The following is a 25,669-nucleotide window of genomic DNA, read 5'->3' as shown; positions in this document are numbered from 1 at the left end:
ACACGACAAAGCGTTAGCCTAGGTGACGGGCGACAACAGGCCCTGAGTTGACTCGGTGCGAGCAGGCGCCATTGCCAGTTGCTCGACACGAGAGTTCAAGGTCGGTTTTGATTGCCTCGCCGAGGCTAGCACCATGATCGGCGATCTTGGTACAGGTGGCGTCGGTGACCTTGTCGGGAATGTGTTACTCACCGACGTGCTCTTCAATGGGGAACAGTCGATCGGCGGTAGCTAGAGCATCAAGATGGTCGTTGTTCGCAGTCTCGGTAAACTTGGTGGATGGGTGAGTCAAGGTTGCTATTTCCAAGAGCACGACCAGTTATTATGCTACCGAGCCGATCTAGTACCAAACTCTGGATGTCGGTGCCGGCTGGCATGATGGAGCCCGCCTCCCTTCGGCACCTCCTCCCGGAACGTCCATGTGTCCTTGCCGGGGAGGGAGGGCTTGGGAAGGAGGTGAGGGCCTGCCCAAGCCGAAAGACCGACGCGCTCATGTCCGCAGGGACACGACGAGACTCGTCAAAGAAACCCACCAGGAAGCTCGGTACCTCAGGTCGAACTGCCCACGACGTCCGCGGACCACTTCAGGCGGCGTGGAAACGTTTGTTCGCACCTTGGCGAGTCATGCCCAATACATCCCCGATCGCTTGCCATGACAGGCCAACATCGCGTGCAACCATTACAGCCTCATCGAGCTCGCGCTCGGCAGCACGAAGACGTATCTGCGCGACCGTAATTCTTGCGAGATCGGGATCGTCGACCGTAGCCAAGGGAGCCGGACCATCTCCGTTGTTGGCATTCTCGATCTCGTCAAGCATCTCTTCAGTGGTCTTCATGTTCACTTCCTCCTCAAGAACTTCTCGCGCGCAGACATTGCATGAAAGACGAAGTCGTCATCATTGACACCAACTTCGATCAGATGACCGGACCGAGAAGGGCCGACGACGATGACATAACCGTCGAAATAATGGACTGCCACGGGATTGCTCAGAGCATGGTCAATGTCCTCTCGTGTGAGGCCGTGCTTCCACGCGCTCTTCAAGAACCCCATGATGGCAACTATATTTGCCACACAGCCAGGCGTCAACCTTTGTTACCAACACACGAGGGCCGTGTCCAAGCCGAAAGGCCGACGCGCACACGTCCGCAAGGGCAAGGTAACGGCCCGGAAGGTGAGCGACATACTGAACTCGATCGCTCGCCTTGTCCGGGCCGTCGGTGTCCTTGTGGATGCCCCCAGCAAGTGGATCGGCTAGACCATCCCCTTGGTAGGGGAGTCGCCCGGATGCGACCCGGGTGGCTCCCCACCATTATGGCTGGCCCCGCTCACCCCTGTCCACAGCCCGACGATACTCATCACAAGTACCCGCGAAGGAAGTCAGTTGACATGGATCCACCTGCGGGGACACTTCGGTCGTCTGTGGCTCCTGCGGCAGGTCGTGTTGCGCTGGGCTTGATCCGTGCCATCTCAGGCGGTCGGATGTGATGGCAGGTCACGCAAGCAGAATGGCAAGCCTGCACTCCGGTGCGGAGCTGAACTGGATCCGGTGAGTCATGCGAGCCCGAGGTCAGCATTGAGCTCGTCCCAGGGGATGGTGCCGTGCTTTGCGATCTCAGCTCGGGCGGTGTCGGCCGCCTCGATGTCCGCCAGATCCTCCGCAGCCTGGGTAAGCCGCTCCAGGTCATCCGCGTCGATCACCGCGGCCACGCGGCGACCCCGGCGGGTCAAGAAGACAGGCTCAAGTCGGGCGCGGACGTCGTCGACGATTTCATCGAGCTGGCTACACGCAACAGAGACAGGCAAGTCGAGCATGACCCCAGTATGAGTGAAGGTCGCAGTTTTCACGCCTCGTCACCAAGAAGCGACTCAGGCTCCGCTTCTCCCCTCTCCTCGCTGCGGTAGCCTCTGATCTGCGGGATCACTCCCGGAACAACGACGATCCGCACGAGGTGGCGCCGGCTCCAGCAGACACCACTCCCGTACACCATTCGCCGCATCCACCCCACCGCCCATCACCACCACGCTCCAGCCATGACGCTCTTCCTCCCTAGCCTCCAGGCCGAACGCATCCGTCGGTCCATCGTCGACTACCTCTCGACGACCTTCGCCCTCACCGATGCCGAGCCGCGGCGCGTGCTCACCGACTTCCTGGAGGACGAGAAGCAGGGAGTCTTCGTCGGCCCCTTCGTCCGCCTGCGCCTGCCCTACCTGGCCGCGAGCGCCCGCCCCGGCACAACCGACCCGGCACACCCCACCGACCGCCCCCTCGATTGGGACCCGGGCCTGACCCCCTACCAGCATCAGGAGGACTCCTACCGGCGCCTGACCACCAAGGGCGGCCACCACCCCGAGCCGACCATCGTCACCACCGGCACCGGCTCAGGTAAGACCGAGTCCTTCCTCCACCCCGTCCTCGACCACGTCCTGCGCGCCCGCGCCCAGGGCATCACCGGCATCAAGGCCCTCATTCTCTACCCCATGAACGCCCTGGCCGCCGACCAGGCCAGCCGCCTCGCCAGCCTCATCACCAAGGACCCCGCCCTGGCCGGTGTGCGCGCCGCCATATACACCGGGGACTCCTCCGCCAGCCCCCGCAAGCACGTCACCGCCGACTCCCTCATCACCGACCGCTACGTCATCCGCGACAACCCGCCGGACATCCTGCTCACCAACTACAAGATGCTCGACCAGCTCCTCCTGCGCCCCGAGGACCGCGAGCTGTGGCGGGCCTCGGCCGGGTCACTCACCTACCTGGTCCTCGACGAGTTCCACACCTACGACGGCGCTCAGGGCACAGACGTCGCCATGCTGCTGCGGCGCCTGGGCCTGACCCTGCGCGCCCACCTGCCCGCCGACCACCCCCGCCAGGAGGCCTTCGCCTCCGCCCCGCTCGGCCCCGTGTGCCCCGTGGCCACCTCCGCCACCCTCGGCGACGGCGGAGACCCCTCCCAGATGCTCGCCTTCGCCCGTGACGTCTTTGGAACCGACCTGCCCACGAGCGCCGTCGTCACCGAGACCCGCGCCGACCTCGACCAGTGGGCCGCCACGCACCGCCAGGTGGCCCAGTCCAAGGGCCTGGCCGGCCGCGCCCTGCGCCTGCGTTCCCTGCCCGGTGAGAACCTGCAGGCCCTGGCCCGCCTCGCCGAGGCCGGCTCCCCGGGCCCCGAGGAGCTGCTCCGCGACGTCGTCGCCCACCTCTACGACCTGCCCGAAGAAGTGGAGGACACCCTGGACGCCGCCGGCCTCGCCTCCGCCCTCCAGGCCCACCCCGACGTCCTGCACCTCGTGCGCGCCGCCGAGAACTCCACGCCGCTGGCCGACCTCGCCCGGGACCTCCTGGGCCCCATTCCGGAGTCGGGTCTAGCCCGGCGGGTCCTCTCCGCGATCCTGGCGGCCCTGTCCGTCGTGCGCGCCGGACTCGACGGCAAACCCGACCGCAGCGCCGTCAACGTGGAGGTCACCCTGTGGATCCGGGAGGTCACCCGCGTCGACCGGGCCCTGAGCTCCCTGCCCTCCTTCCGCTGGGCCGACGCCGCCTCCGAGCAGACACAGGTTGAGGAGCCCGCGCGCCCCGCCCTGTACTGCCGCTCCTGCGGGCGCTCCGGCTGGGGCATCGTCCTGGCCCCCACCGGCCAGAAGGAGAAGGACGACCAGACCCACGTGCGCCGCGACCGCAAGACCGGCGACCCCCGCTTCCGGGCCCTCCTGCACGCTCCCGGGGAGGACGCCGACTACCGCACCCGCACCGAGGCCGGCGAGATCAACCTGGAGGCCCGCCACCCCGGGCTGCGCTGGTACTCCATCAACAGCCGCGAGATCCTCACCCGTCACCCGGACCAGGAGAGCACCGAGGCCAAGGAGGGCCTCGTCCTGCCGGTCCTCATGCTCACCGGGGACGAGCGCAGCATCACCGAGGACTCCACCAACGACGTCTGCCCCTCCTGCGGCGCCAAGGACTCCATCCGCTTCCTCGGCTCGGCGGTCGCCACTCTCCTGTCGGTGTCCCTGACCACCCTGTTCGGCGACGACGCCCTCGACAACACCGAGAAACGCGCCCTCATCTTCACCGACTCCGTGCAGGACGCCGCCCACCGCGCCGGCTACGTCAACCAGCGCTCCCACACGATGAGCCTGCGCTCAGCCCTGCGCGGGGCGCTGCGAGCGGAGATGCCCATCGAGGAGTGGGCCGAGGCCACCCTCGACGACGCCCAGGCCAGTGCCTTCGACCGCTACCGGCTGGTCCCCGCGGCCCTGTCCGAGCATCAGCGCTTCAAGCCCTACTGGGACCCGAAGGCCCCGGCCTCCAAGCGCAGCCGGGCCAAGCCGCACGTGCGCCGTCGGCTCCTGTTCGACATCGCCCTGGAGGTGGGCCTGCAGTCCACCTACGGGCGCACCCTGGAGGCCACCGGCTCGGTCACCGTCCACGTCAGCGCCGGGCGCGTCAACACCCTGGTGGCCCTGGCCCGTCAGGCCCTCGGCACCGACCAGCAGGGCGTCCTCGACGGCTTCAAGGACACCAGCGACACGGCCCTGCTCACCTGGGTGCGCGGCACCCTGGAGCACATGCGCCGCGAAGGCGCCATCGACCACGAGTGGCTCTCGCGCTACAAGCGCCACGACGGCAAGCGCCTGTGGATCTGGTACAAGCGCGACCGCGATCAGGGCCAGCCGGCCTTCCCCACCGGGCGCGCCGCCCCAGCCTTCCCCCAGGTCGGCGGCGGCCTCGACACCCGCAAGTCGGCCTTCACGCCGGTGAGCTCCTCGAAGTCCTGGTACGCCACCTGGGCCCGTAAGTGCCTGGGGGTCGTGCCGACCCACGCCTCCCGTCTGGCCTGCGTGCTCCTGGCCCACCTGGCCGAGGCCGGGATCCTCAGCGTCACCACCACCGACTCCGGCGGCACCGTCTACGGGCTGCCGGCCGGCCGCGTCGTCGTCTCCCCGCTGCGCGAGACCACGCGCGAGGCCCTCCTCCTGGTGTGCGACACCTGCCGCACCCAGCTGCCCGCCGCCACCGCCACCGTCGACCAGCTCGACGGCGCCCCTTGCCTGGCCGCCACCTGCCCCGGCCACCTGAGGGCCCAGCCACACCCGGCGGAGAGCTTTTACCGCAGCATGTACGCCGGGGCCCATGTGCGCCGGGTCGACTCCCACGAGCACACCTCCCTGCTCGACGCCAAGGAGCGTGCCGAGGTCGAGACCGGGTTCAAGCGCCCCACGCAGGTGCCCGGGGACCCCAACGTCCTCGTGGCCACCCCCACCCTGGAGATGGGTATCGATATCGGGGACCTGTCCACCGTCATGCTCGGTTCCCTGCCGGCCACCGTCGCCTCCTACGTGCAGCGGGTGGGCCGCGCAGGCCGCCGCAGCGGCTCGGCGCTCGCCCTGGCCTACGTGCCCGGCAGGCGCAGCCAGCTCCCGATCCTCGACGCCCCGGATCGGCTGCTCAACGGCTCTGTCGCGCCGCCGTCGACCTATCTGGGGGCCGAGGAGATTCTGCGCCGCCAGTTCCTGGCCTCCGTCATTGACACCCTCGCCCGCGAGAACCACCCGGCCATCCCCTCCGGCGGCCACGGCGGCGGCACCGCGAAGACCGCCCTGGGTGCCACCGGCGAGGGCTCGCTCATCACCACGCTGTGCGAGCGGATCGAGCGCGACGGCGCCCTGCTGGTGCAGGCCTTCACCGACGCCTTCCAGGAGCGCACGCCGGCGCTCGACCGCCTGAGCAGTTGGGTGACCCAGGACGCCGGTGCCGGGCCTCGCGAGATGCTCCAGCGCGCCGCGGCCGAGCACCGCGCCGAGTCCGAGCAGCTCCACCGCCAGGAGCGCCAGATCCGTGAGGCCCTGCCCGAGCTCAAAGTCGCCGCCGATCGCCCCAACGCCACCGAGGAGGACACGCGAGCCCATCGCTCCGCCGAAGGAGCCCGGAAGGCCGCCGAGTCCCGGATCTTCGACCTGGATCGTGAGCACTGGGTCTCGGCCCTGGAGCGCCACGGCATCCTGCCCAACTACACCCTCATCGACGACTCCGTGCGCCTGTCCGCCCGAGTCTCCTGGCGCGACCCGGACGACGACGAGTTCCACTCCGAGCCCTGCGACGTCGACAGGGCCTCTGTCCACGCCCTGCACGAGTTCGCCCCCGGCGCCACCTTCTACACCCGCGGCTTGGAGATGGAGATCGAGGGTATTGACGCCTCCGACCTGAGCAACCAGGCCCAATGGTGGTTCTGCTGCAAGGCCTGCGGCTACATCGACGTGCGCGAACCGCAGGAGACCCAGCCCGCCGCGCCCACGGAGTGCCCCAGGTGCCGTGACACCGACATTGCCGAGGTCGGGCGCGCCCGGCGGGTCCTGCGCCTGAGCCGGGTCTTCGCCGACGTCTCCCAGGACGACGCACGCATCGGGGACTCCAGCGACGAGCGGCTCCGCACCCACTTCGAGGTCCTCCCGCTGGCCGACTTCGACCCGACCCGCGCGGTGCGCCAGTGGAACGTGGAGGCCTCCGGGTTCGGGGTGACCCGCTACCGCGGCATGAACCTGCGCTGGCTCAACACCGGGCGGCCCCTGGCCGGTCAGAGCGTCGACCGAATCTCCGGCAACGCCCTCTCCTCGCGGGACTTCCGCCTGTGCGAGGCCTGCGGCAAGCTCGACACGGACACCCGGGCCTCCTCCGCCCGTGAGCACCGACCCTGGTGCCGCTACCGCAGCGACTCCGCCGAACACGTGATCGCCGTCGACCTCATGCGCGAGCTGAGCACCGAGGCACTCGCCTTCGTCCTGCCGCTGGGTTTCGCCACCGACCGGGTGGGGGTGGACTCGCTGGCCTCCGCGATCCTCCTGGGACTGGAGATCACCACCGGCGGCTCCCCCGACCACCTGGGCATCGCCTCCGTCCCCCACCCCGTGGCCGGCGGCGCCCCCGGCGAGACTCGTCCCGCCCTCCTGCTGCACGACACCGTGCCCGGAGGCACCGGTTACCTCACCGACCATGACGACTCCAGCCGGCTCTGGAACCTCCTCATCCGCACCGGCCAGCACCTGGAGAACTGCCCGTGCCGCGCCGAGGGCAAGGACATGTGCCCGGACTGCCTGCGGCCCCACGCCGTCTCCGCCGAGGTCACCCGCGCCGCGGCTTTGCACGCCATCGGCCAGCTCCTGGGACTGGAGGACACCGGCGCCCAGGACACCGAGGGCGTGTTCGCCGAGCTCGACCCGGAGGTCCCCCTGTGGGAGATCACCGACGAGGCAGTGCGCGCCGGCACCGGGGAGAGCCCCCTGGAGGTGCGCTTCCGCGCCGCACTCGCCGAGCTCCTGAGCAAGCAGATGGCCGTGCGCACCACCAGCGACCCCTCGGGGGCGCCCGCGTTGGAGATTGACGGGGGCCGCTGGCGGATCCGTCCCCAGCTCGACGCCCGCGGCACCCGCCCCGACTTCACCTGCCTGCGCCCCGGCGGCCACAGTCCCATCGCCATCTTCACCGACGGCCACAATTTCCACGCCAGTCGCAAGTACAACCGCCTCTCCGACGACGCCGACAAACGTGCACGCCTGCGCGCCGCCGGCTACCGGGTCATCTCCGTAAGCGTCGAGGACCTGGACGGGCCGTGGAACCCGGCCTGGCTGAATGAGGCCACCGTCGCCCAGCTCAAGAACGGCTCCCTGGGGGCCGCGCGTGCCGGCGGCGTCACCGACCAGGCCATCGACGCCTGGCGCGGCGGGCCGATGGCGCTGCTGGAAACGATGCTGAAAGACGACGTCGAGGACCCCGATACCAGTGCGACCGCCGCCGCCCTGGCGGCTCTGGCCGACTCCGCCTGGGGGCCGCTCATCGTCGGCGCCGCCAGTCACCTGCCCCTGGGACAGAACGCGTCCCTGCGGTACTCCTCCACCCAGGGCACCGGGGCGGACCCGCTGTGGGAAGCGTTGCGTGTGCTGCGGCCCAAGACCGACTTACCCGAACCCGCCGGCGCTGCTGATGCCGCAGGCGCTCCTGCGGCATCGACGCACTCCGGTTCGGTCTTCGCCATCCCCCACCTTGCCCTAGCGGTCCAGCTCACCGGTACCTCCACCACAGGGATGGCCCTCGTGCTTGACGACTCCGATGAGGCTTTGGGGACTCCCGAGCACCCGGAGGCCTGGCTGGCATGGCTGCGGCTCAGCAACGTGCTCGCCCTGACTCAGGTGCCCGTGGACATCACCACGACCAGCCGGGCCCTGGCCGAGCTGCGTTCCCGCGCCCAGGCCGAGGTCGCTGTAGCCGACGTCGCCGGCAGCCCGGCCGCCATGAGCGATCTCGGCTGGGACGACGTCGACCAGGACCTGACCCCCGAGCCTGTCCTGGCCCTTCTGCCCCACCTGGCCGCGGCCGGCATCCCCCACGAGGGCGACGGCGTCGAGGTCGGCGGCATCATGACGGACCTGTCCTGGGCCGCACCCAAGGTTGCTGTCCTCGCCGATCCGCTGGACGGCGACGAGGAGGCCCTGACGGCGGCCGGCTGGCGCGTCATCGTCACCGGCGACGATCCGGCCCGCACCGTCACCGATATCTGCGCGCTCATCCCCGAGCTCCTGGAAGGACACTGACATGGCCACGATCCTGTTGCCCAGCAGCAAGACGAAGGACGCCACCGCCAAGGACCCCTCCCTCAGGGCGAAGTTAGGGCCGTTCATCAGCAAGCTGTCCACCATGACCACGAGCTCAGGCCTGCACCTGGAGCCCATTCGTGGATCGCGGGACCGGCGTGTGCGCACCGCGCGCGTCACCGACTTCTACCGGGCCGTCCTGTTCGAGCTCACCGCCGACGGCGAGGTCGTCTACGTCATTCACGGCATCTGGCCACATGACGAGGCCATCAAGATCGCCGAATCCGTCACCGTCCACGTCAACCCCCGCAACGGCATCACCGAGGTCGTCAACGTCGGGGACCTCATCGGCCTGGATCCCCGCACCGTCGAGGAGGCGCGGCGCACAGCCCAGGCCGAGCTCGCCGCCGCCCAGCGCGAGGCCGACGAGCTCGCCCGCGAGACGGCCCGCATCCAGGCCGCCAACGCCGAGGCGCGCCGTCGCAACGAGGAAGCCGCCAGAGGAGCCGACGCCAGTTCTGCGCCCACCCAGGCAGCCGACACCGAGTCGGTCGCAGCGGGGAGCCAGCGGGGCGAAGGAGGAACGGCGGCCGGAACGGCCGTCGGGGCCGCTGCCGTGCCGGGCGCCGTCGTCGTTCCCAGCCGGGACCAGGCACCGGTGTGGCCCGACGGGCTCACCGTGGAGATGCTGCACGACGAGCTCGGTATTGACGTCCGGCTCGGCGCAGCGGCACTGGCGGCGCAGCGCGAGTCCCAGCTCCTCGACCTGGCTTCCACCGCCCGGGTGTCCTGGCAGGGCGAGGCGCTGCTCAACCTGGCCACGGGGGCGACGATCGAGGAGATTCGTGAGGACTTCGGACTACGGCCCTCGCGAGACGTCGCCGCAGAGCCCACCGACGCCGACCTCATCGCCGGTCTGCGCACTCGCGCGGCGCGCTCGACCTTCACCTGGTTGGAAAGTGACGAGGACCTGCGCCGCGCCATCGAGGGGCTCAGCTTCGCCGAGTGGCAGCTCTTCTTGCACCCCCAGCAGCGGGCCCTCGTGGAGCGGCGCGCGAACGGCCCCATGCGTGTCTCGGGCGGCGCCGGAACTGGGAAGACCGTCATTGCCGTGCACCGCGCCGTCGAGCTGGCCAAGCGGGATAAGGCTGGCGGACTGGAGCCGCGGATCCTGCTGACGACCTACACGCGCAACCTCGCCGACGACCTGCGCCGCCAGGTCGCCCAGCTTGAGCCACGGCTGCCCTTCACCGAGAAGCTGAGCGAGCCCGGAGTCATGGTCAGCGGCCTGGACCGGGTGGCGCGCATGATCCTCCAGCACGCCGGGGCCAGGATCTCCCCCATCGCCCAGGAGGTCATCGGCCAGCCGCGCGGGCGAGTACTCACCTACCCCAGGGAGAATGTGTGGCAGGAGGTCCTCACCCTCATGGGCGATGAGCTGCCCGAGAAGCTGTGCTCCGCCGACTTCCTGGAGTCCGAGTACGAGCTGATCGTGCTGCCCCAGCGCGTGACGACTCTCAAGCAGTACCTGCGCGTGCGCCGCCCCGGGCGGGGCGTAGCTCTGGACCGGTCCAAGCGGGCCGCCGTGTGGAAGGCGATGGAGCGCTACCGGGACCGCAGCGCCGACCTGGGCGTGACCTCCTTTGACGAACAGCTCGCGCTGGCCGCCGCCTGGCTCGACCAGGAGGCGGCGCTCGGCACACCCAGACCTTTCCGGCACGTGCTCGTCGATGAGGCGCAAGACCTCACGCCCGCTCACCTCCAGCTGCTGCGGGCGCTGGTGGAACCTGGCCCAGACGACCTGTTCCTGGCTGAGGACTCCCACCAGCGGATCTATGGCAAGAAGATCACGCTGAGCCACTACGGGATCCAGGTGCGCGGGAGGTCGCGGCGACTGACGCGCAACTACCGCACCACCCGTCAGAACCTCGATGTCGCCTTCGGGATCCTCGATGCCGGCACCTATGAAGACATGGAGGGGCAGGCAGAGGAGCACCACTACGTCTCACCGCGCTCCGGGCCCGAGCCACTGCTGCTGCGCGCCACCGACCGCGCCGACGAGCTGAGTAAAGCCGCCGAGCTGCTGACAGTGTGGTTGGAGCAGGATCGAGACAGTGAGGACAGTGCCCCGGAGACAATCGCCATCCTCGTGCGCGACCGCTACCAGCGCGACGCCGTCGTCAATGGTCTGGCGCAGCACGGGGTAGAGGTGCGCGCCGTGGACCGTGAGGCAGCGGGGCGGGGAAGGCCCGTGGTCATGACGATGCACCGTGCCAAGGGGCTGGAGTTCCGCAAGGTACTGCTCTTCGACGTCTCGAAGAACGCGATCCCTCGGCCGCTGCGGGACCAGCAGTACTCCGATGCGGACCGCGACGATGCCCTCCTGCGGGAGCGTTCCTTGCTGTACGTGGCCGCGACCCGCGCCCGGGACCAGCTCGCCATCTCCTGGAGCGGCGAGGCCAGCCCTCTCATCACCGCCCTCGCGCCGTAGGCACAACCTCTCGGGAACCCCTCCGTCGCATCGGCACACGGTCCTCTCGCGGGCGCCACCCCCGCACATGTCAGGCTCTCCGCGTACGCCCCCGGCGAAGTGCCTGCCCCGACTCACCAGGCAGCCTCCCTTCCCGTTCCCAGGAGTCCCCGAGCCAGCAGCCCCGCAACCTCGAGAATCCCCGCCTCTCTGAAGGAACGTCGGGCCGATATTGGGCAGCATCCGCAGGCCCACTGAGGGCCTACCGAAGACCCTCTGGGCAATCCCTATGGGGTTCTTGGACCTCGTGTTCAACATGTGGGGTGTGCGTCACCACGACTCTCCCCCGGTGTCTGAATGGTGCTCGTGACCGTTGACGTTGTACGGTTGCCCCACGACATATTTGACCAGGAAGAGCGCGCCCACGTGCGCGCCGTGACACGTTGGAGGGGGTCGAGCCTATGGGGCGCGGCCGTCAGAAGGCCAAGGCAACCAAGGTTGCCCGTAAGCTCAAGTACTTCAGCCCGGAGACTGATTACAAGGCTCTGGAGCGGGAGCTCGTCTCAGCGTCCTCGGGATCCGAGCCTGACGACGAGATCGACTACGAGGAACTGGCCGCCAAGTATGCCGTTGACGACGATGACTGGGACGAGGGCGGCAAGTAGCCCACCCCAGTGAGGGCCGGAGGAATGCACCTGCCGGCCCTTCCTCGCGCCTACGAACGCGCACGTCGAGGCCGCCGGGCGGCCATCCGTGTCACTCTCGGCGACTTTTCACTCCCGAACCGAAACACCTGTGTCGCATCGACCCAGGTCAGGGCGGTGCTGCCCTGCCCCGTTGCTCCAGAACCGGCCCGGCGGGGTGTGAATAGTCGCCATCCGTGACACCTCACGACTCGAACGCCCCGCTGGCCCAGCGGGGCGTTCACGGTTCAGGCAGTCCGGTAGGTGCCGTGGATGTCGACCGCTCCCCCGTCGACGCCCTTCGTGCCGGAGACGACCCGGCCCTGAGCCTCATACTTCCCGGCCTCGTGCACCTCGCCCAGCACCCAGGCGGGAATCTCAGAGCCCTCGGCGACCCGCAGGACGGCGTCGACCACGCCCGGCTCGACAACGGCGACCATTCCCACGCCCAGGTTGAGGGTGCCCTCGAGGTCCTCCCACGGCACCGAGCCGAGCTCGCGCACGGTGGAGAAGACCGGCGGCACCGTCCAGGAGGAGCGGTCGACGTCGGCGATGAGCCTGTCCGGCAGGACCCGAGCGACATTGGCGGCCAGCCCCCCACCGGTGATGTGGGACAGGGCGTGGATCGGCCCCGGGGCGGCCGGCGAGGAGAGGGTCTCCAGCATGGCCAGGCACACGCGGGTGTACAGGCGCGTGGGCTCGAGCAGCTCCTGGCCCAGGGTGCGGCCGAACTCGGGGACCTCGCGCTCCAGGCCCCAGCCGGCGTGCTCGATGACGCGGCGCACCAGGGAGTAGCCGTTGGAGTGCAGCCCGGAGGCACCCAGGGCGACCAGGACGTCGCCGGCGCGCACCTTCTCAGCCCCGAGCATCCGGTCGGCCTCGACGACGCCGGTGGCGGCCCCGGCGACGTCGTACTCGTCGGGGGCCATGAGGCCGGGGTGCTCGGCGGTCTCCCCGCCCAGCAGCGGGGTGCCGATGGCGGCGCAGGCCTGGGCGATGCCGCGCACGATGTCGGCGATCCGCTCGGGGACGACGTGCCCGCAGGCGATGTAGTCGGTCATGAGCAGGGGCCGGGCCCCGACCACGACGATGTCGTCGACGACCATGCCCACCAGGTCCTGGCCGATGGTGTCGTGGATGTCGAGGGCCTGGGCGATGGCGACCTTGGTGCCCACGCCGTCGGTGGATGTCGCCAGTAGGGGGCGGCGGTAGTCGCGCAGGGTGGAGACGTCCACGAGCCCGGCGAAGCCCCCGACGCCGCCGACGACGGCCGGGGTCATGGTGGAGGCCACGGCGTCCTTCATGAGCGCGACGGCCCGGTCCCCGGCGGCGGTGTCCACACCGGCGTCGGCGTAGGTGATGGCGGGGGCGGGCTGCTCAGGCTGCTCGGGCTGCTGGGTCATGTGGGGCTCCTTGTGGACTCGGGTCGAAGGTGCGGTGGCGGGCGGAAAGGGCGAGGGCGCAGCGGGTGGCCGGTACGCATCGCCGACGGTGGACCGGGAGGACTCCGGCGGACCGGGCCAATCGGCCGGCGCGATGCGGGCGCCGAGAGCCCCGGACTAGGTCGTCGAACCCAGGGGGCTGCCGGAGGTCAGGTCCGGGCGGGTGATGCTGCCCGGCGGCACGGTGCGGCCGGCGTCGTCGGCCTGATCGCGGCGCCGACCGCGGTAGGCAGTGGGGACGCGGCGCACCGGGATGGCGGCGCCCGTCAGGCTGCGCACGGGCGGCGGGATCGGGTAGTCGCCGGTGAAGCAGGCCAGGCACAGGTCCTCGGCCTTCTGGCCGCTGGCGGCCACCATGCCCTCCACGGACAGGAAGCCCAGGGAGTCGGCGCCGATGGACTGACCGATCTCCTCCACGCTCATGCCGGTGGCGATGAGCTCGGCGCGGGTTGCGAAGTCGATGCCGTAGAAGCAGGGCCACATGACCGGCGGGGAGGAGATGCGCACGTGAACCTCGGCGGCGCCGGCCTCGCGCAGCATCCGCACCAGGGCCCGCTGGGTGTTGCCGCGCACGATGGAGTCATCGACGACGACGAGTCGCTTGCCCTCGATGACCTCGCGCAGGGGGTTGAGCTTGAGACGGATGCCGAGCTGGCGCAGGGTCTGGGTGGGCTGGATGAAGGTGCGCCCCACGTAGGCGTTCTTCACCAGGCCCTGCCCGTAGGGGATGCCGGAGGCCTGGGCGTAGCCGATGGCGGCCGGGGTGCCCGACTCGGGCGTGGCGATGACGAGGTCGGCCTCCACCGGGTGCTCACGGGCCAGGGCCGCCCCCATCTCGTTGCGCGAGGTGATGACGCTGCGCCCGGCGATGCGGGTGTCGGGGCGGGCCAGGTAGACGTACTCGAAGACGCAGCCGGCCCGGCGGGCGGTGGCGAAGCGGGTGGAGCGCACGCCGTCCTCGTCGATCTCGATGAGCTCGCCGGGCTCGATCTCGCGCACGAAGGTGGCGCCGACGATGTCCAGGGCGGCGGTCTCGGAGGCCACGGCCCACCCGTTGCCCAGGCGCCCGAGCACCAGGGGGCGCACCCCGTGGGGGTCGCGGGCGGCGTAGAGGGTGCGCTCGTCCATGAAGACCAGGGAGAAGGCGCCGCGCAGCATGGGCAGGACCCGCCGGGCGGCCTGGTGGACGCTCAGGGGGGTCGGTGCGCTGTAGGCGGCGTCGAGTTCGGCGTCGTCGGTGATGCCGGAGGTGAGGATGTCGGCGGCCGAGTCCCAGCCCTCCAGGGCGCCACGCTCGGAGACGAGGTTGAGCAGGGCGGCCAGGACGGCGGTGTCGGTGGAGGAGCCGCGGCCGAGCTCGCCGCTGAGGTCCTCCCCGGAGGTGGCGCGTACGGCGTCCATGAGCTCACGGGTGTTGGTGAGGTTGCCGTTGTGGGCCAGGGCGAGGGTGGAGCCGGCCGCCGGGCCGAGCATCGGCTGGGCGTTCTCCCAGGTGGTGGCGCCCTGGGTGGCGTAGCGGACGTGGCCGACGGCGATGTGGCCGGTGAGGTTGGACAGGGCCTGGTCGTCGAAGACCTGGGAGACCAGGCCGAGGTCCTTGTAGACGAGGATCTGGGAGCCGTTGGAGGTGGCGATGCCGGCGGACTCCTGGCCACGGTGCTGGAGGGCGTACAGGCCGAAGTAGGTCAGGCGGGAGACCTCCTCGCCGGGGGCCCAGACGCCGAAGACACCGCACTCCTCGCGTGGAGAGGGCTCGAGCTCGTCGGAGTGGTCGTCGGGCAGGGCGCTCAGGCCCGGGACGCCGGCGGGCGCCTCGGGCGCTGCGAGAGCCGCAGGAGCCCCGGGGGCCTCGGGGGCCGCCGGGTCGGGCGGGCTCGGACGGCTGGTCCGCCCCAGGGGCTCGAAGGAGTCAGCCCGCGGTGTGGGGCGGGCGCCGTCGGGATGGTCGGAGGTGATCTGCGTGGGGTTCTCACCGGTGCGCACACGCACAGTCTGTCACGCCCGGGCGCCGTCTGACCATTGCGGCCGCCGGAGCCGGTCGGTCTCAGGGCCGGTTTCGCAAGAGCTGGAAGCGGATGCCGGAGGCGGGGTCGGCGGAAAAAAGGCGGACCTGGACGCGCTCCCCCACCGGGAGGCCGCCGTCGGAGGCCTTCTTACCGGCGCGGATCTCGGTGACGACGGCGGGTTCGGCCAGGACGAGCTCGCCGCGACCATCGCGCTCGGAGGTGATGACGCCGTCGAAGACCTCGCCCTCGTGTCCACGCAGGACCAGGGCCTCCAGGGCGGTCAGGGCTCCGCGGCCGATGGCGCGGGCGCGCTTGCCGGTCTGCTCCATGACGCCGGGCAGGTCGGGGAGGGCGTCAAGGACCCACTCGGGCACGGGCGCCTGGGCGCAGGCAGCGATGCAGACCTCCTCGCCGTAGCGGTCCACGAGTCGGCGCAGCGGCGCGGTGACATGGGCGTAGCGGGCGGCGATCGCGGAGTGGACGGCCTCCTCGGAGTCGGCGGCCTCGTCGTCGGCGGGGACCCCGACCCCGCCCACCCCGAAGGCGAGATAGCCCGATCCGCGGAAGAGGGACATGGCCTGCTCCATGAAGGCCGCGTGGGCGGGGATGGCGTGGTCCAGGCCGCGCACGAGCTCGGGGTAGGGCTGGGCGGCCGGCCAGTCGATGCCCAGGGCCGCGGCGACGCGCCGCAGGCGGGCGTAGTCCTCGGGGCGCGCCGGCGGCAGGGTCCGCAGGATGCCGATGCCGCACTCGACCATGATCCGGGCGGCGCACATGCCGGTGAGCAGGGAGATCTGGGCGTTGTACTGCTCGGCGGGCACGGGCACGCGGTAGGCGAGCCGGTAGCCGGCCGGGCTCGACGGTCCGTCGGGGACGGCCGGCTCCGCCGTCTCCTCCGTCTCGGTGACCGCAGTCGCCTCAGTCACCTCGACGACCTGCTCGGGCGTGGTCATGCTGATGCCGCCGCGGGCGGCCTCGCGCTCCAGGCGCAGGCGGCCGATCTCGGCCAGGAGCTCGGGCAGGTCGTCCGGCGCCTCCTGGGGCAGGGCGCCCTGTCCGTCGATGGCGGCCTGGACCTGGGCGTAGCTGAGGCGCGCCCGCGAGCGCACGAGGGCCCTCTCGACGCGGGCGAAGACGACCTCACCGCGCTCGTCGAGGTCGATGGTCCACAGGCAGGCCGGGCGCTCGGCGTCCTGAAGCAGGGAGGCGGCGCCGTGGGAGAGGACCTCGGGGTGCAGGGGCGTGGCGGCATCGGGGGCGTAGATGGTCTCGCCGCGGCTGCGCAGCTCGGTGTCCAGGGCGCCGCCGGGGGTGACGAAGGTGGCCAGGGAGGCAATGGCGTAGTGGACTCGGTAGGTGGCCGCGGGCTCGGGGGCATCCCCAACCTCCCCAGCAGCCGTGCCGGCCTGGTCAGCATGGTCCGCTTGTGCGGGCAGGCGCTCCAGGAGCACCGCCTGATCGAGGTCCATGGAGCCGGGCGGGTCGATGGTGACCAACTCCAGGTCGCGGGCGTCGCGGGCGCCGTCGGCCAGGAGACGGGCGGGGCCGTCCTGGGCCCAGGCGCCGGCGGCGGCCTCCGCCTCGACGAGAGCCTCGGGCGGAAAGGCGGTGGGGACCTCGTAGTGCGCGCGCAACGCGTCCAAGGTCCGGGCGACCTCGGCGGGCGGGGCGGTGTAGGTGCTCAGGCGCGTGCGACTCATGGGATGAACCTACCGGCGCGGACCCTTGGTGCAGCAACCAACGGGCGGATGGGGCGGAATCGGCCCGATCTGTCACGAGCGGCGACTTTTAGGACCGAGTGCGCTCCGCAGACGACCAGTCAGAACGCGTTGACGCTGGTCAGGACCTTGCGCCCTGACGCCCGCCCCGACAGCGCGCGTTGAAAAGTCGCCATTTGTGACACTTTCGTCCTCTGCGCGGTTGGCACAACAGTCCGCGACGCCTCAGGACATGGGGTGACCGACCCCAACGAGTCCGCGGAGCAGGCCCGGCTCCAAAGCGACAGTCAGAATCGGAGCGGCGGCGCTACGGCAGCACGGCGACGGCCATACCTGCGCCGGCCCTCGGGGCAGTGACCAACAGGCGCGCGCAGCCCCCAGCCCACCCCCACACATCGACCAAAACTTCAGAATCGACGCGGCTCCGGGTCGATTTTGAAGAAAATGTTGATGTCTACCCGGGGAGCCGGACCAGAGGCAGGTAGGCGGACAGGTCGCAGCGCTCACCGGAGGCGTGCAGGGTGCCGTCGGCCAGGGCGTCCTGCCAGGTGAGTCGGCCGGTGGCCAGGGCCAGCCAGGTGACGGCGTCGGTCTCGACGACGCTGGGCGGGGTGCCCCGGCGGTGGACGGTACCGGCGACGGCCTGGGTGACGCCGAAGGGCGGGACCCGCACCTCGACCGAGCGCCCGGGCGCGCAGGCGGCAAGCTCCTCGAGGGTGTAGCGCACGGCGGTGGCGGTCACCCGACGTCGGGCGGCCCGGTCGGTGGGACTGGCGGAGCCGGGGCCGGCACCGCTCCCAGCTCCGGCCGGTTCGTCGTCGGACGTGCCCTGCTCCTGGGCCCACTGGCGCAGGGCCTGGGCGCCGGCGTCGGGGTCGATGCGTCGTCTTGCAGCCATGGCGCGAAGCCTATGCCGGAGCAGCCCGGAACTGGCAGGCGATCCCAGCCCGACGGCGCCGCGCGGCAGCCCCGGCCCATCGGGGACTGCGTTCTGCGCCCAGGACGTACTTCTCCCCCAAACGACTGCGCCCGGGCCGTCACCTTCTGTAGGAGAACGCAGTTCTCGATCGAAAGGTACGTCCTCGATCTGAGGCGACACAGTCCACAGGGACGTTCCGCGCCAACGGGGACACTTCCTCACGGCCGGGTGCGTGTCGCCCCGGGCGGGGACATCCTGCGCGAGCGGGTGCATGTCGCCCCGGCCGGGGGTATTCGACGCCGTCGGGGACAGGGTTCCTGTCCCCGCACGCGCGCACTGCACCCGTGGGCGAGAAGAAGTCCCCGGCCACGTGGAGCGTCCCCACCGAAGGACACCGAGCCTCCCGGACCCGGCCCCTCAGGTCCTCACACACATCGTGCGGGGCCCCGCACCTGGTGGAACCCCGCACGACGCGGTGATGAGGCTTGCCGGATCAGGCGGCAGCCGCGGCCTGCGCCTCAACACCCTTCTTGCCGTCGGCGTTGCGCCCCAGCCCCTTGAGGACGATGACCAGCGCGGTGCTCACCACCGTCCCGGCCAGGATCGCCAGGAGGAAGCCACCGAAGTGGGTGATGGCGAAGGCGACGAACACGCCACCGTGGGGCGCGCGCGAGCCGACGTGCATCGCCATGGTCATCGCTCCGGTGATCGCGCCGCCGGCCATGGTGGCCGGGATGACGCGCAGCGGGTCGGCGGCGGCGAAGGGGATGGCGCCCTCGGAGATGAAGGACAGCCCCAGCAGCCAGGCGCTGCGCCCGTTCTCGACCTCGGCCTTGGTGAACAGCCGCGAGCGCAGGAAAGTCGCGGCCGACATCGCCAGCGGCGGCACCATGCCGGCGGCCATGACGGTGGCCATGATCTCGTAGGGGGCGGTGTTGCTGGCGCTGGCCTCGGACAGGCCCGCGGTGCCGAACAGGTAGGCGGCCTTGTTGATCGGCCCGCCCAGGTCGAAGCACATCATGAGCCCGAGGATGATACCCAGGAACACGGCGGAGCCACCCTGGGACATGGAGGTCAGCCCGTCCTTCAGCCCGGTCATGAGGGCGGCCAGAGGCCGCCCGAGGACCAGGTACATGACGGCGCCGACCACCAGCGTGGTGCCCAGCGGGATGACGACCACGGGCATGAGCCCTCGCAGCCAGGCCGGCGCATTGAGCCCGGCGAGCCAGGCCGCGAAGTAGCCCGCGAGGATGCCGCCGACCAGGCCGCCGATGAACCCGGCCCCGACCTCGACCGCGACGACCCCCATGACGAACCCGGGCGCGATCCCGGGCCTGCCAGCCAGCCCGAAGGAGATGTAGCCGGCCAGCGCCGGGACGAGGAAGCTCATGGCCGCCTGCCCCAGCAGGAACAGCGTCCACCCGATGTACAGCAGCAGCCCGGACTGGGAGACGGTGATCGTCTCGGTTCCCACGACGTTGTCGGCCGAGTTCTTGATCTCGTGGACGAACTCGTTGCCGGGCAGGTTCCACAGGGAGTAGTCGCTGATGGAGATCTTCTCGTAGAGGTTGGCCACGTCATACCCGGCCAGGAGGAAGCCCAGCGCAATGAGCAGACCGCCGGCGGCCACGAAGGGGATCATGTAGGACACCCCGGTCATGACGGACCTCTGCAGGCGCCGGGCCCAGTGCTCGGAGCCCTCCTCGCTCTCCTCGGCGGACTCGCCGCCGGCCGGCACGCGGGCAGCACCGGGGTCGTCGGCCGCGGCCAGGGCCTTGTCCACCAGGGAGCCGGCGTCGTTGACGGCCGCCTTGACGCCGACGTCGATGACGGGCTTGCCGGCGAAGCGCTCGCGACCCTTGACGGGCAGGTCGTGGGCGAAGATGACGGCGCTGGCCCGTTTGATGAGCTCGGGGTCGAGGGCGTCGATCTTGCCCGAGCCTTGGCCCTCGATGGCCACGGTGATGCCGCGGTCCTTGCCGGCCTGCTCCAGGGCCTCGGCGGCCATGAAGGTGTGGGCGATGCCGGTGGGGCAGGAGGAGACCCCCACAATGACGGTCTCGCCCTCCGCCGGGGCCGCCGACGCCGCAGCGGCCTTGGTCTGCGCGGCACCGGACCCTGCGGCCGAGTCCGCGGTGCTTCCGGCCTCACCGGCCGCGCTGGCCTCGCTCTCCTCCCCGCCGTCGAGCAGCTCGGGCTGGACCTGCTGCGTGACGATGCGGGTGATCTCCTCGGCGTCGGCGGCCTGGCGCAGGGCGTCGGTGAACTCGGTCTGCATGAGCCCACGGGCGAGTTTGGCCAGGAGCTGGAGGTGGAAGTCGTCGGCGCCGTCGGGGGCGGCGATCATGAAGATGAGGTCGGCGGCCTGCCCGTCGGCGGCCCCGAAGTCGACCGGCTGCGCCAGGCGGGCGAAGCCGAGGCTGGGGGCCAGGACGTGGGGGCTGCGGCAGTGCGGGATGGCGATGCCGCCGGGGATCCCGGTGGGGGCAGTGGACTCGCGCTTCTTGGCGTCGGCGGCCAGGCCGTCGGGGCTGGAGGCCCGGCCGGCGCCGGCCACGGTGGCGGCCAGGAACTCGATGACGTCTTCCTTGCCCGGGCCGGCGTCGGCGTCGAGCGCGACCAGCTCGGGGATGATGAGGGGCTTGTTCTCGGTCATGGTCTTCCTTGGTGTCCGAGGTGCCGTCGCCCGGTGGGCTGCGGCGGGTCACAGGTGGTCAAGGGTGGTGGGCATGCGGTCAGCGGTGGTCAGGTGGCGGATCGGTGGGCGGGTGGTGAACAGTCGGTGGCCGGTCGACGGCGGAGCCGGCTGGGCGGTGGCCGGCCGGCAGCCGCCGGCGCGTGCGGGTGCCGCAGACTCGCGGGTCCGCGGCCCGGCGCCTGCGGGCGCCCCAGCTCAGGAGAGCCGGGTGACGACGGCCGCCTGCTCGGGCAGGTCGGCGGGCGTGGGCAGGGTGGTTCCGGGAAGGGAGGCGGCGGCCGAGCCATAGGCCATGGCGGTGCGCAGGCGCTCGGCCTCGTCACCGCCGTTGACGTCGGCCAGGATGTAGCCGGCCACCGAGGAGTCCCCGGCTCCGACGGTGGAGACCACCGGGACCTCGGGGGCGGTGGCGTGCCAGGCGCCGTCGGCGGTCACCAGGACGGCGCCGGCGGGGCCGAGGGTCACCATGACGGCACCGAGCCCCAGGCCCATCAGGAGGCGGGCGGCGTCGACGACGGGACCGTAGTCCCCTTGGACGGCGCCCTCCTCGAGGGCCATGGCGCGCTCGGCGGGCAGGCCGGCGAGCTGGCCGAGCTCCTCACCGTTGGGTTTGATGAGGTCGGGGGCCGATGCGGGCAGCTCGGCGGCCAGGGCGGCCAGGGGCTCGTCGGAGGTGTCGACGGCGATGCGCAGCCCCGGAGCGGCCTCCCGAAGGAGACCCACGAGGCGGGCGTACCACCTGGCCGGCGCACCCGGCGGCAGGGAGCCGGACAGGACCGCCCAGTGGTGGGTGTCGGCTCCGGCCGACACCCCCGTGAGCGTCAGAGTCTCCAGGAGGGCGTGCTCGACGGCGTCGATCTCCTCCTCGCTCAAGCCCGCCCCCAGCTCGTTGAGTTTGGTGGTGGTGCCGTCGGGCTCGGTGACGGCGGTGTTGATGCGGGCGGGTCCGGCCACGGGCACGGATCGCACGGTGAGGCCGGGCAGCTCGAGGGCGCCCAGGGCGGTGAGGATGGGGTCGTTCTCGGCGGCGGGCAGGACGGCGGTGGCGGCGCGCCCGGCGTTGGACAGGACGCGGGCGACGTTGACGCCCTTGCCTCCCGGTTCCATGACGACGCCGGTCAGGCGCTGGACGGCGCCGCGCTGGAGGGGTCCGGGCAGGGAGACGGTGCGGTCGAGGGACGGGTTGGGCGTGAGGGTCAGGATCATGCGACAAGGACCTCGGTTTCGGTGGCGGTGAGCTGGTCGATGAGTGCGGGCGGGAGCTCGACGTCAGTGACCAGGAGGTCGATGTCGTCGAGGGAGGCGAAGGAGACCAGGTGCTCCTGGCCGATCTTGGTGGAGTCGACCAGGGCCACCACCTGGCGGGCGCTGCGCACCATGGCGCGTTTGACGGTGGCTTCGTCGGGGTCGGGCGTGGACAGTCCGTGGGCTGCGCTCAGGCCGTTGGCTCCCAGGACGGCGACGTCGACCCTCAGGGTGGACAGGGCCTCGACGGCTTCGGGGCCGACGGCGGCCTGGGTCAGTCCGCGCAGCTGACCGCCCAGGATCCGCACCCGGGTGCGTCCGGCGCCGGCCAGCCAGGCGGCGGTCAGGACGGAGTTGGTGATGACGGTCAGGTCGGTGTCGCCCGGCAGGAGACGGGCGAGCGAGCCGGTGGTGGTTCCGGCGTCGATGAGGAGGGTGGTGCCGGACTTCGGTGCGAGCCGCGCCAGGGCGGCTCGGGCGATGGCCTGCTTGGCGGTGGGGTTGACCTGCTCGCGCTGGGTCACGCCGGTCTCCGGCAGGGCCGGGGCGGGGATGGCGCCGCCGTGGACCTTGCGCAGGGCGCCGCTGCGGTCCAGGGCGGTCAGGTCGCGGCGGATCGTCTCAGGGGTGACGTCGAAGTGCTCGGCGAGCTCGGTGACGAGGACCCGCCCCGCACCGCGCACCTGCTCCACGATCTGGCGGTGCCTGTCCTCAATACGCATGTTCACCTCCTAGAAGGTCCGTGCCGTCAACCAGTACGCCCGTTCGGGCATCCACTCGACTCTGAATGTCTGAACAGATATGAGAGTATGCCCGTTCAGACATTCATGTCTACCCCAGAGTGACTCACAATACATTTCATAGGTTGTTTTGAGAACAGGGTCCGCCCGACGGGCACCACCGCCCCATCGAGGACGTCCTTCGGCGCCCAGGACTGCGTTCTCCGACAAACGACTGCGGGCGCACCCCAGTAGCCCGGAGGACAACGCAGTCCCCGATCGGAAAGTACGTCCTCGGCGCGAACCGCAGTCCTCGCCGCCCAGGCCGCCCGAACAGTCCCCGGTGACACCCCGTCGTCGACGCCCCGCAGACAGCACTCGTGCCCGCCTCCCCGAGTCGGGATGACGGGCACGAGTCTCGATCCGCATATCGCTGCGGGTCAGCCTGGGGCGGACTGCGTCAGGCCGACCCAGCCGGCGTCAGGCAGCGTCAGGCGACCTGCTGTCTGCGGCGCAGGATGAGGTAGCCGCCGACGACGAGCAGGGCGAGGGCGAGTACCCCCGCGCCAAGTGAGGCGCCGGTGCGGGCCAGAGGACTATCACTGGCCGCCTGGTTCGGGCGCTCGGGCCCGGCTGCTTGGGCGGGTGCTCCGGACGCGGCCGGAGCGGCGGTGGCTGCGGGCTGCGCGCCGCTCCCCGCAGACGGCTCGGTGCCGCCGCCCACAGAGGTCTCACCAGCACCGGGGCCGCCCTGTGGGGTGGATGCCGCCTTGCCGCCGGCCCCGTCCGCCGCAGCGTCAGCGCCCGTCGCCGTGCTGTCTCCCGAGTCCACTCCGGGGTCGGCCGCATCCTCATCCTCGATCTCGACCGAGAAGCGATTGAGAACCGTACCGGCGGCGTCGAGGGTTTCGACGGAGGCCCAGCGGCAGGTGGTGGCCTGGACCGTGCGGCAGGCGCGCGTGGGGGCGTCGGTCGGGAAGGTGAGGTTGAAGTCGACCCGCCCGGTGGTCGGGCCGGTGGGGTTGACGGTGAGGTCGAGGTCCTTGGTCAGGATCTCCTTATCCCCCGCGCTCACGCGCACGCGCCGAGCGCCGGCGGCCTGCTCGGTGGAGTTGGTGTAGGCCAGGGAGTCCAGGGTCACGGAGACCGTGTCGGTGCTGCGCGCGCCACCTGAGCTGATGTACACGGGCCCCACGGTCATCGCGGTCTGCCGCTTGGAGTAGTCGGCTGTGACGGGCTTGTCGCCGAAGGAGGCCAGGTAGGCGGAGGTGACGTCGCGGTCGAGGACGCCGGTGTTGGTCACGGGCTTGTCCTTCAGGACGGTGTAGCCGTCGCCTCCTGCCAGCAGGAAGGAGTTGGAGGCGACGACGACGCTGTCGCCGTCGGCCAGCGGCTTGCCGTCGACGAGGATCTCGCGGATCGCGGGGGCGGCTCCGGCCTCGTCCCCGTATGCGGGATCGGTGGTGGCCTCGGTGAGGACGTCGACGTTCCTGGACAGCCCCAGGGTGAGCACGGGGCGGCTGGAGCCGGGCTGCCACTGTTGGGACAGCAGAGCCTTGAGCTCGGCGCCGGTGAGGGTCGTGTAGGCCATCTCGTTGCCGAAGGGCTGGACGGTGTAGGCCTCCCCCGAGGTCAGGACCCCATCGCCCTCCGAGCCGGAGGCGGCGTAGAGCAGGTCGGCGCGCACGCCACCGGGGTTCATGATGCCCACGTAGCGGGTGGAGCCGGTCGGCTGGATGTCGGTGGCGAGCCAGCTGCGGAAGGACTCGGCGATGAGGTTGGAGGCAGTGGATTCAGTGCCGCGGTTGGCGCCGGGGCCGGAGCCGTCCGAGCCGCGCAGGAAGTCCGAGCCGATCTTGGCCAGCGGCTTGCCGCCCTCGGCGGCGGAGTCCTTCTCCGCCTGGGACACGATTCCGGCGACGCCGTAGGCATCGGTGGTGCAGCTCGAGCTGCGCAGGTCCTTGTTGTCGGCGCTGACCACTGAGGTCTTCCGGCTGGCGGGGTCGTAGCTCAGGCGGATGCGTCCCAGCGCCCAGCCGTAGTGGTCGGCCTGGACGACGGCGATCTGGTTGCCCTCTGCACCGGTGACGGTCTTGGCGAAGGGCACGTGGGTGTGCCCGGAGAAGACGGCGTCGACGTTCTTGGAGAAGCTCGTGGCCGTGGAGGCCGCGTCCTCATGGCTGAGCACGACGACGACGTCGGCCTCACCGTTGGCGGGGTCGCCGTCCTTGAGCTCGGCGGCACGGGCGTTGGCGGCGGCGACCGCTGGGCTCAGAGTGAGGGTGGACAGGGCTGAGGGTGACACGAGGGTGGGAAGCTCATCGGTGACGACGCCGACGAAGCCGACGCGCACACCGCCGACTTCCTTGATGAAGGTCCCCTTGCCGCCGCCCTCGGCGCTCAAGGGAGCCGAGCCGGAGACGTTGGCGGCCAGGATCGGGAAGTTCGAGGCGGGCAAGATACGCGTCTCCAGGTCACTCAGACCCTGGTCGAGCTCGTGGTTGCCCAGGGCGGAGACATCCAGGGACATCGCGTTGAGCGCCTCCATGGTGGGGCGGTCCTGGAGGATGGAGGAGACGTAGGCCGATCCGCCCACGGAGTCTCCGGCGGAGACGAACAGCGTGTTGGGGTTGGCGGCGCGGGCGGAGGAGACCTCGCAGGCCAGCGTGACAGCACCGGGGTCCTCGACGGATGTCTGTCCGGTGGCGCTGTCCGTCTGAGTGGTCCGGGAGATGTGGCCGTGCAGGTCGGTGATGCCCAGCAGGTCGATGGTGGTGGCGCCGGCGGCCGGAGCGTCGGCCGGGGCTGCTGGGGCGGCCGGCTCGTCAGCACCGGCGGGAGGGTTGAGCGGGAAGGGACTGAGGGCTGTCAGAGTCAGCGCGCACATGACGGCGCTGACCCTGACGGCCCGCGTGGGGCGCAGTCGCATGTCGTTCCTTGTCAGGCGGAGGGATGGTGACCCGGGAGAAGGTGAGGAGAGGAACATGGGTCACCGTATGCGCCCCTGCGATACGGGGCATTATTTTTCGTGGCACTCACTGACATTCATCAGACGGCGCTCGTACCCGCCTCCCCCGGGTGCCCGTCCGCGCCGTCGGGCCATGCCTCCACAGCGGGAGCGAAGCGAGGAACGAGCCGCGCGGATGGTTGCCATGAGCGTCGATCCCACTCCCCTTTCATGCCCACGC

At 70.8% G+C, this 25,669-nt stretch carries 14 protein-coding genes; 3 read left to right on the top strand and 11 right to left on the bottom strand.

From position 1 onward, the window contains the following. Positions 1-584: 584 nt before the first annotated feature. The 3 genes from FK267_RS11380 to FK267_RS11370 all read right to left on the bottom strand — a co-directional run bounded on the left by FK267_RS11380 (position 585) and on the right by FK267_RS11370 (position 1,813). Positions 585-836, bottom strand: a complete 252-nt coding sequence (locus FK267_RS11380) for a hypothetical protein (protein WP_141407260.1) — start codon at positions 834-836, stop codon at positions 585-587. A 2-nt stretch (positions 837-838) separates the two neighbouring features. After that, positions 839-1,051 (bottom strand): hypothetical protein, encoded by a 213-nt coding sequence (locus tag FK267_RS11375; RefSeq protein ID WP_141407259.1) that lies wholly within the window; start codon positions 1,049-1,051, stop codon positions 839-841. 501 nt (positions 1,052-1,552) lie between these two features. After that, complete coding sequence (locus FK267_RS11370; protein WP_141407258.1) at positions 1,553-1,813, bottom strand: type II toxin-antitoxin system Phd/YefM family antitoxin; 261 nt, start codon at positions 1,811-1,813, stop codon at positions 1,553-1,555. A gap of 219 nt (positions 1,814-2,032) precedes the next feature. Here FK267_RS11370 and FK267_RS11365 point away from each other — a divergent pair, with 219 nt between their 5' ends. The 3 genes from FK267_RS11365 to FK267_RS11355 all read left to right on the top strand — a co-directional run bounded on the left by FK267_RS11365 (position 2,033) and on the right by FK267_RS11355 (position 11,716). Then, the gene (locus FK267_RS11365; protein ID WP_141407257.1) at positions 2,033-8,581 is read left to right on the top strand and encodes a DEAD/DEAH box helicase; all 6,549 of its coding nucleotides are present in this window, start codon (positions 2,033-2,035) and stop codon (positions 8,579-8,581) included. A gap of 1 nt (position 8,582) precedes the next feature. Then, entirely contained in the window at positions 8,583-11,072 is a 2,490-nt protein-coding gene (locus tag FK267_RS11360; protein ID WP_141407256.1) for a 3'-5' exonuclease, read from the top strand. Between the two features lie 440 nt (positions 11,073-11,512). Next, on the top strand, positions 11,513-11,716 hold the full coding sequence (locus tag FK267_RS11355) for a DUF3073 domain-containing protein (RefSeq protein ID WP_003781441.1): 204 nt from the start codon (positions 11,513-11,515) through the stop codon (positions 11,714-11,716). 266 nt (positions 11,717-11,982) lie between these two features. Here FK267_RS11355 and purM read toward each other — a convergent pair whose 3' ends face one another. From purM to FK267_RS11315, 8 genes are all read right to left on the bottom strand, one after another. Beyond that, the gene (purM, locus tag FK267_RS11350; protein ID WP_141407255.1) at positions 11,983-13,137 is read right to left on the bottom strand and encodes a phosphoribosylformylglycinamidine cyclo-ligase; all 1,155 of its coding nucleotides are present in this window, start codon (positions 13,135-13,137) and stop codon (positions 11,983-11,985) included. A gap of 156 nt (positions 13,138-13,293) precedes the next feature. After that, a complete protein-coding gene (gene purF / locus FK267_RS11345; protein WP_141407254.1) occupies positions 13,294-15,159 on the bottom strand; it encodes an amidophosphoribosyltransferase in 1,866 nt (621 codons plus the stop codon). 61 nt (positions 15,160-15,220) lie between these two features. Beyond that, the gene (locus tag FK267_RS11340) at positions 15,221-16,882 is read right to left on the bottom strand and encodes an RNB domain-containing ribonuclease (RefSeq protein WP_141407253.1); all 1,662 of its coding nucleotides are present in this window, start codon (positions 16,880-16,882) and stop codon (positions 15,221-15,223) included. 472 nt (positions 16,883-17,354) lie between these two features. Further along, positions 17,355-17,798, bottom strand: coding sequence for a sterol carrier family protein (locus FK267_RS11335; RefSeq protein ID WP_141407252.1), 444 nt, complete (start codon positions 17,796-17,798; stop codon positions 17,355-17,357). Between the two features lie 514 nt (positions 17,799-18,312). After that, a complete protein-coding gene (locus FK267_RS11330; protein WP_141407251.1) occupies positions 18,313-20,475 on the bottom strand; it encodes a PTS fructose transporter subunit IIABC in 2,163 nt (720 codons plus the stop codon). A gap of 237 nt (positions 20,476-20,712) precedes the next feature. Continuing rightward, on the bottom strand, positions 20,713-21,723 hold the full coding sequence (locus tag FK267_RS11325) for a 1-phosphofructokinase family hexose kinase (RefSeq protein WP_141407250.1): 1,011 nt from the start codon (positions 21,721-21,723) through the stop codon (positions 20,713-20,715). Further along, a complete protein-coding gene (locus tag FK267_RS11320) occupies positions 21,720-22,484 on the bottom strand; it encodes a DeoR/GlpR family DNA-binding transcription regulator (protein ID WP_075379148.1) in 765 nt (254 codons plus the stop codon). The genes FK267_RS11325 and FK267_RS11320 overlap by 4 nt, the downstream gene beginning before the upstream one ends. Before the next feature lie 487 nt (positions 22,485-22,971). Next, positions 22,972-25,410 (bottom strand): bifunctional metallophosphatase/5'-nucleotidase, encoded by a 2,439-nt coding sequence (locus tag FK267_RS11315; protein ID WP_141407249.1) that lies wholly within the window; start codon positions 25,408-25,410, stop codon positions 22,972-22,974. Between the last annotated feature and the right edge of the window lie 259 nt (positions 25,411-25,669).

The organism is Actinomyces oris, from assembly GCF_006546825.1.
Taxonomy (GTDB): domain Bacteria; phylum Actinomycetota; class Actinomycetes; order Actinomycetales; family Actinomycetaceae; genus Actinomyces; species Actinomyces oris.
The sequence above is the reverse complement of the archived record's forward strand: the minus strand, read 5'-3'. Positions and strand labels throughout refer to the sequence as shown.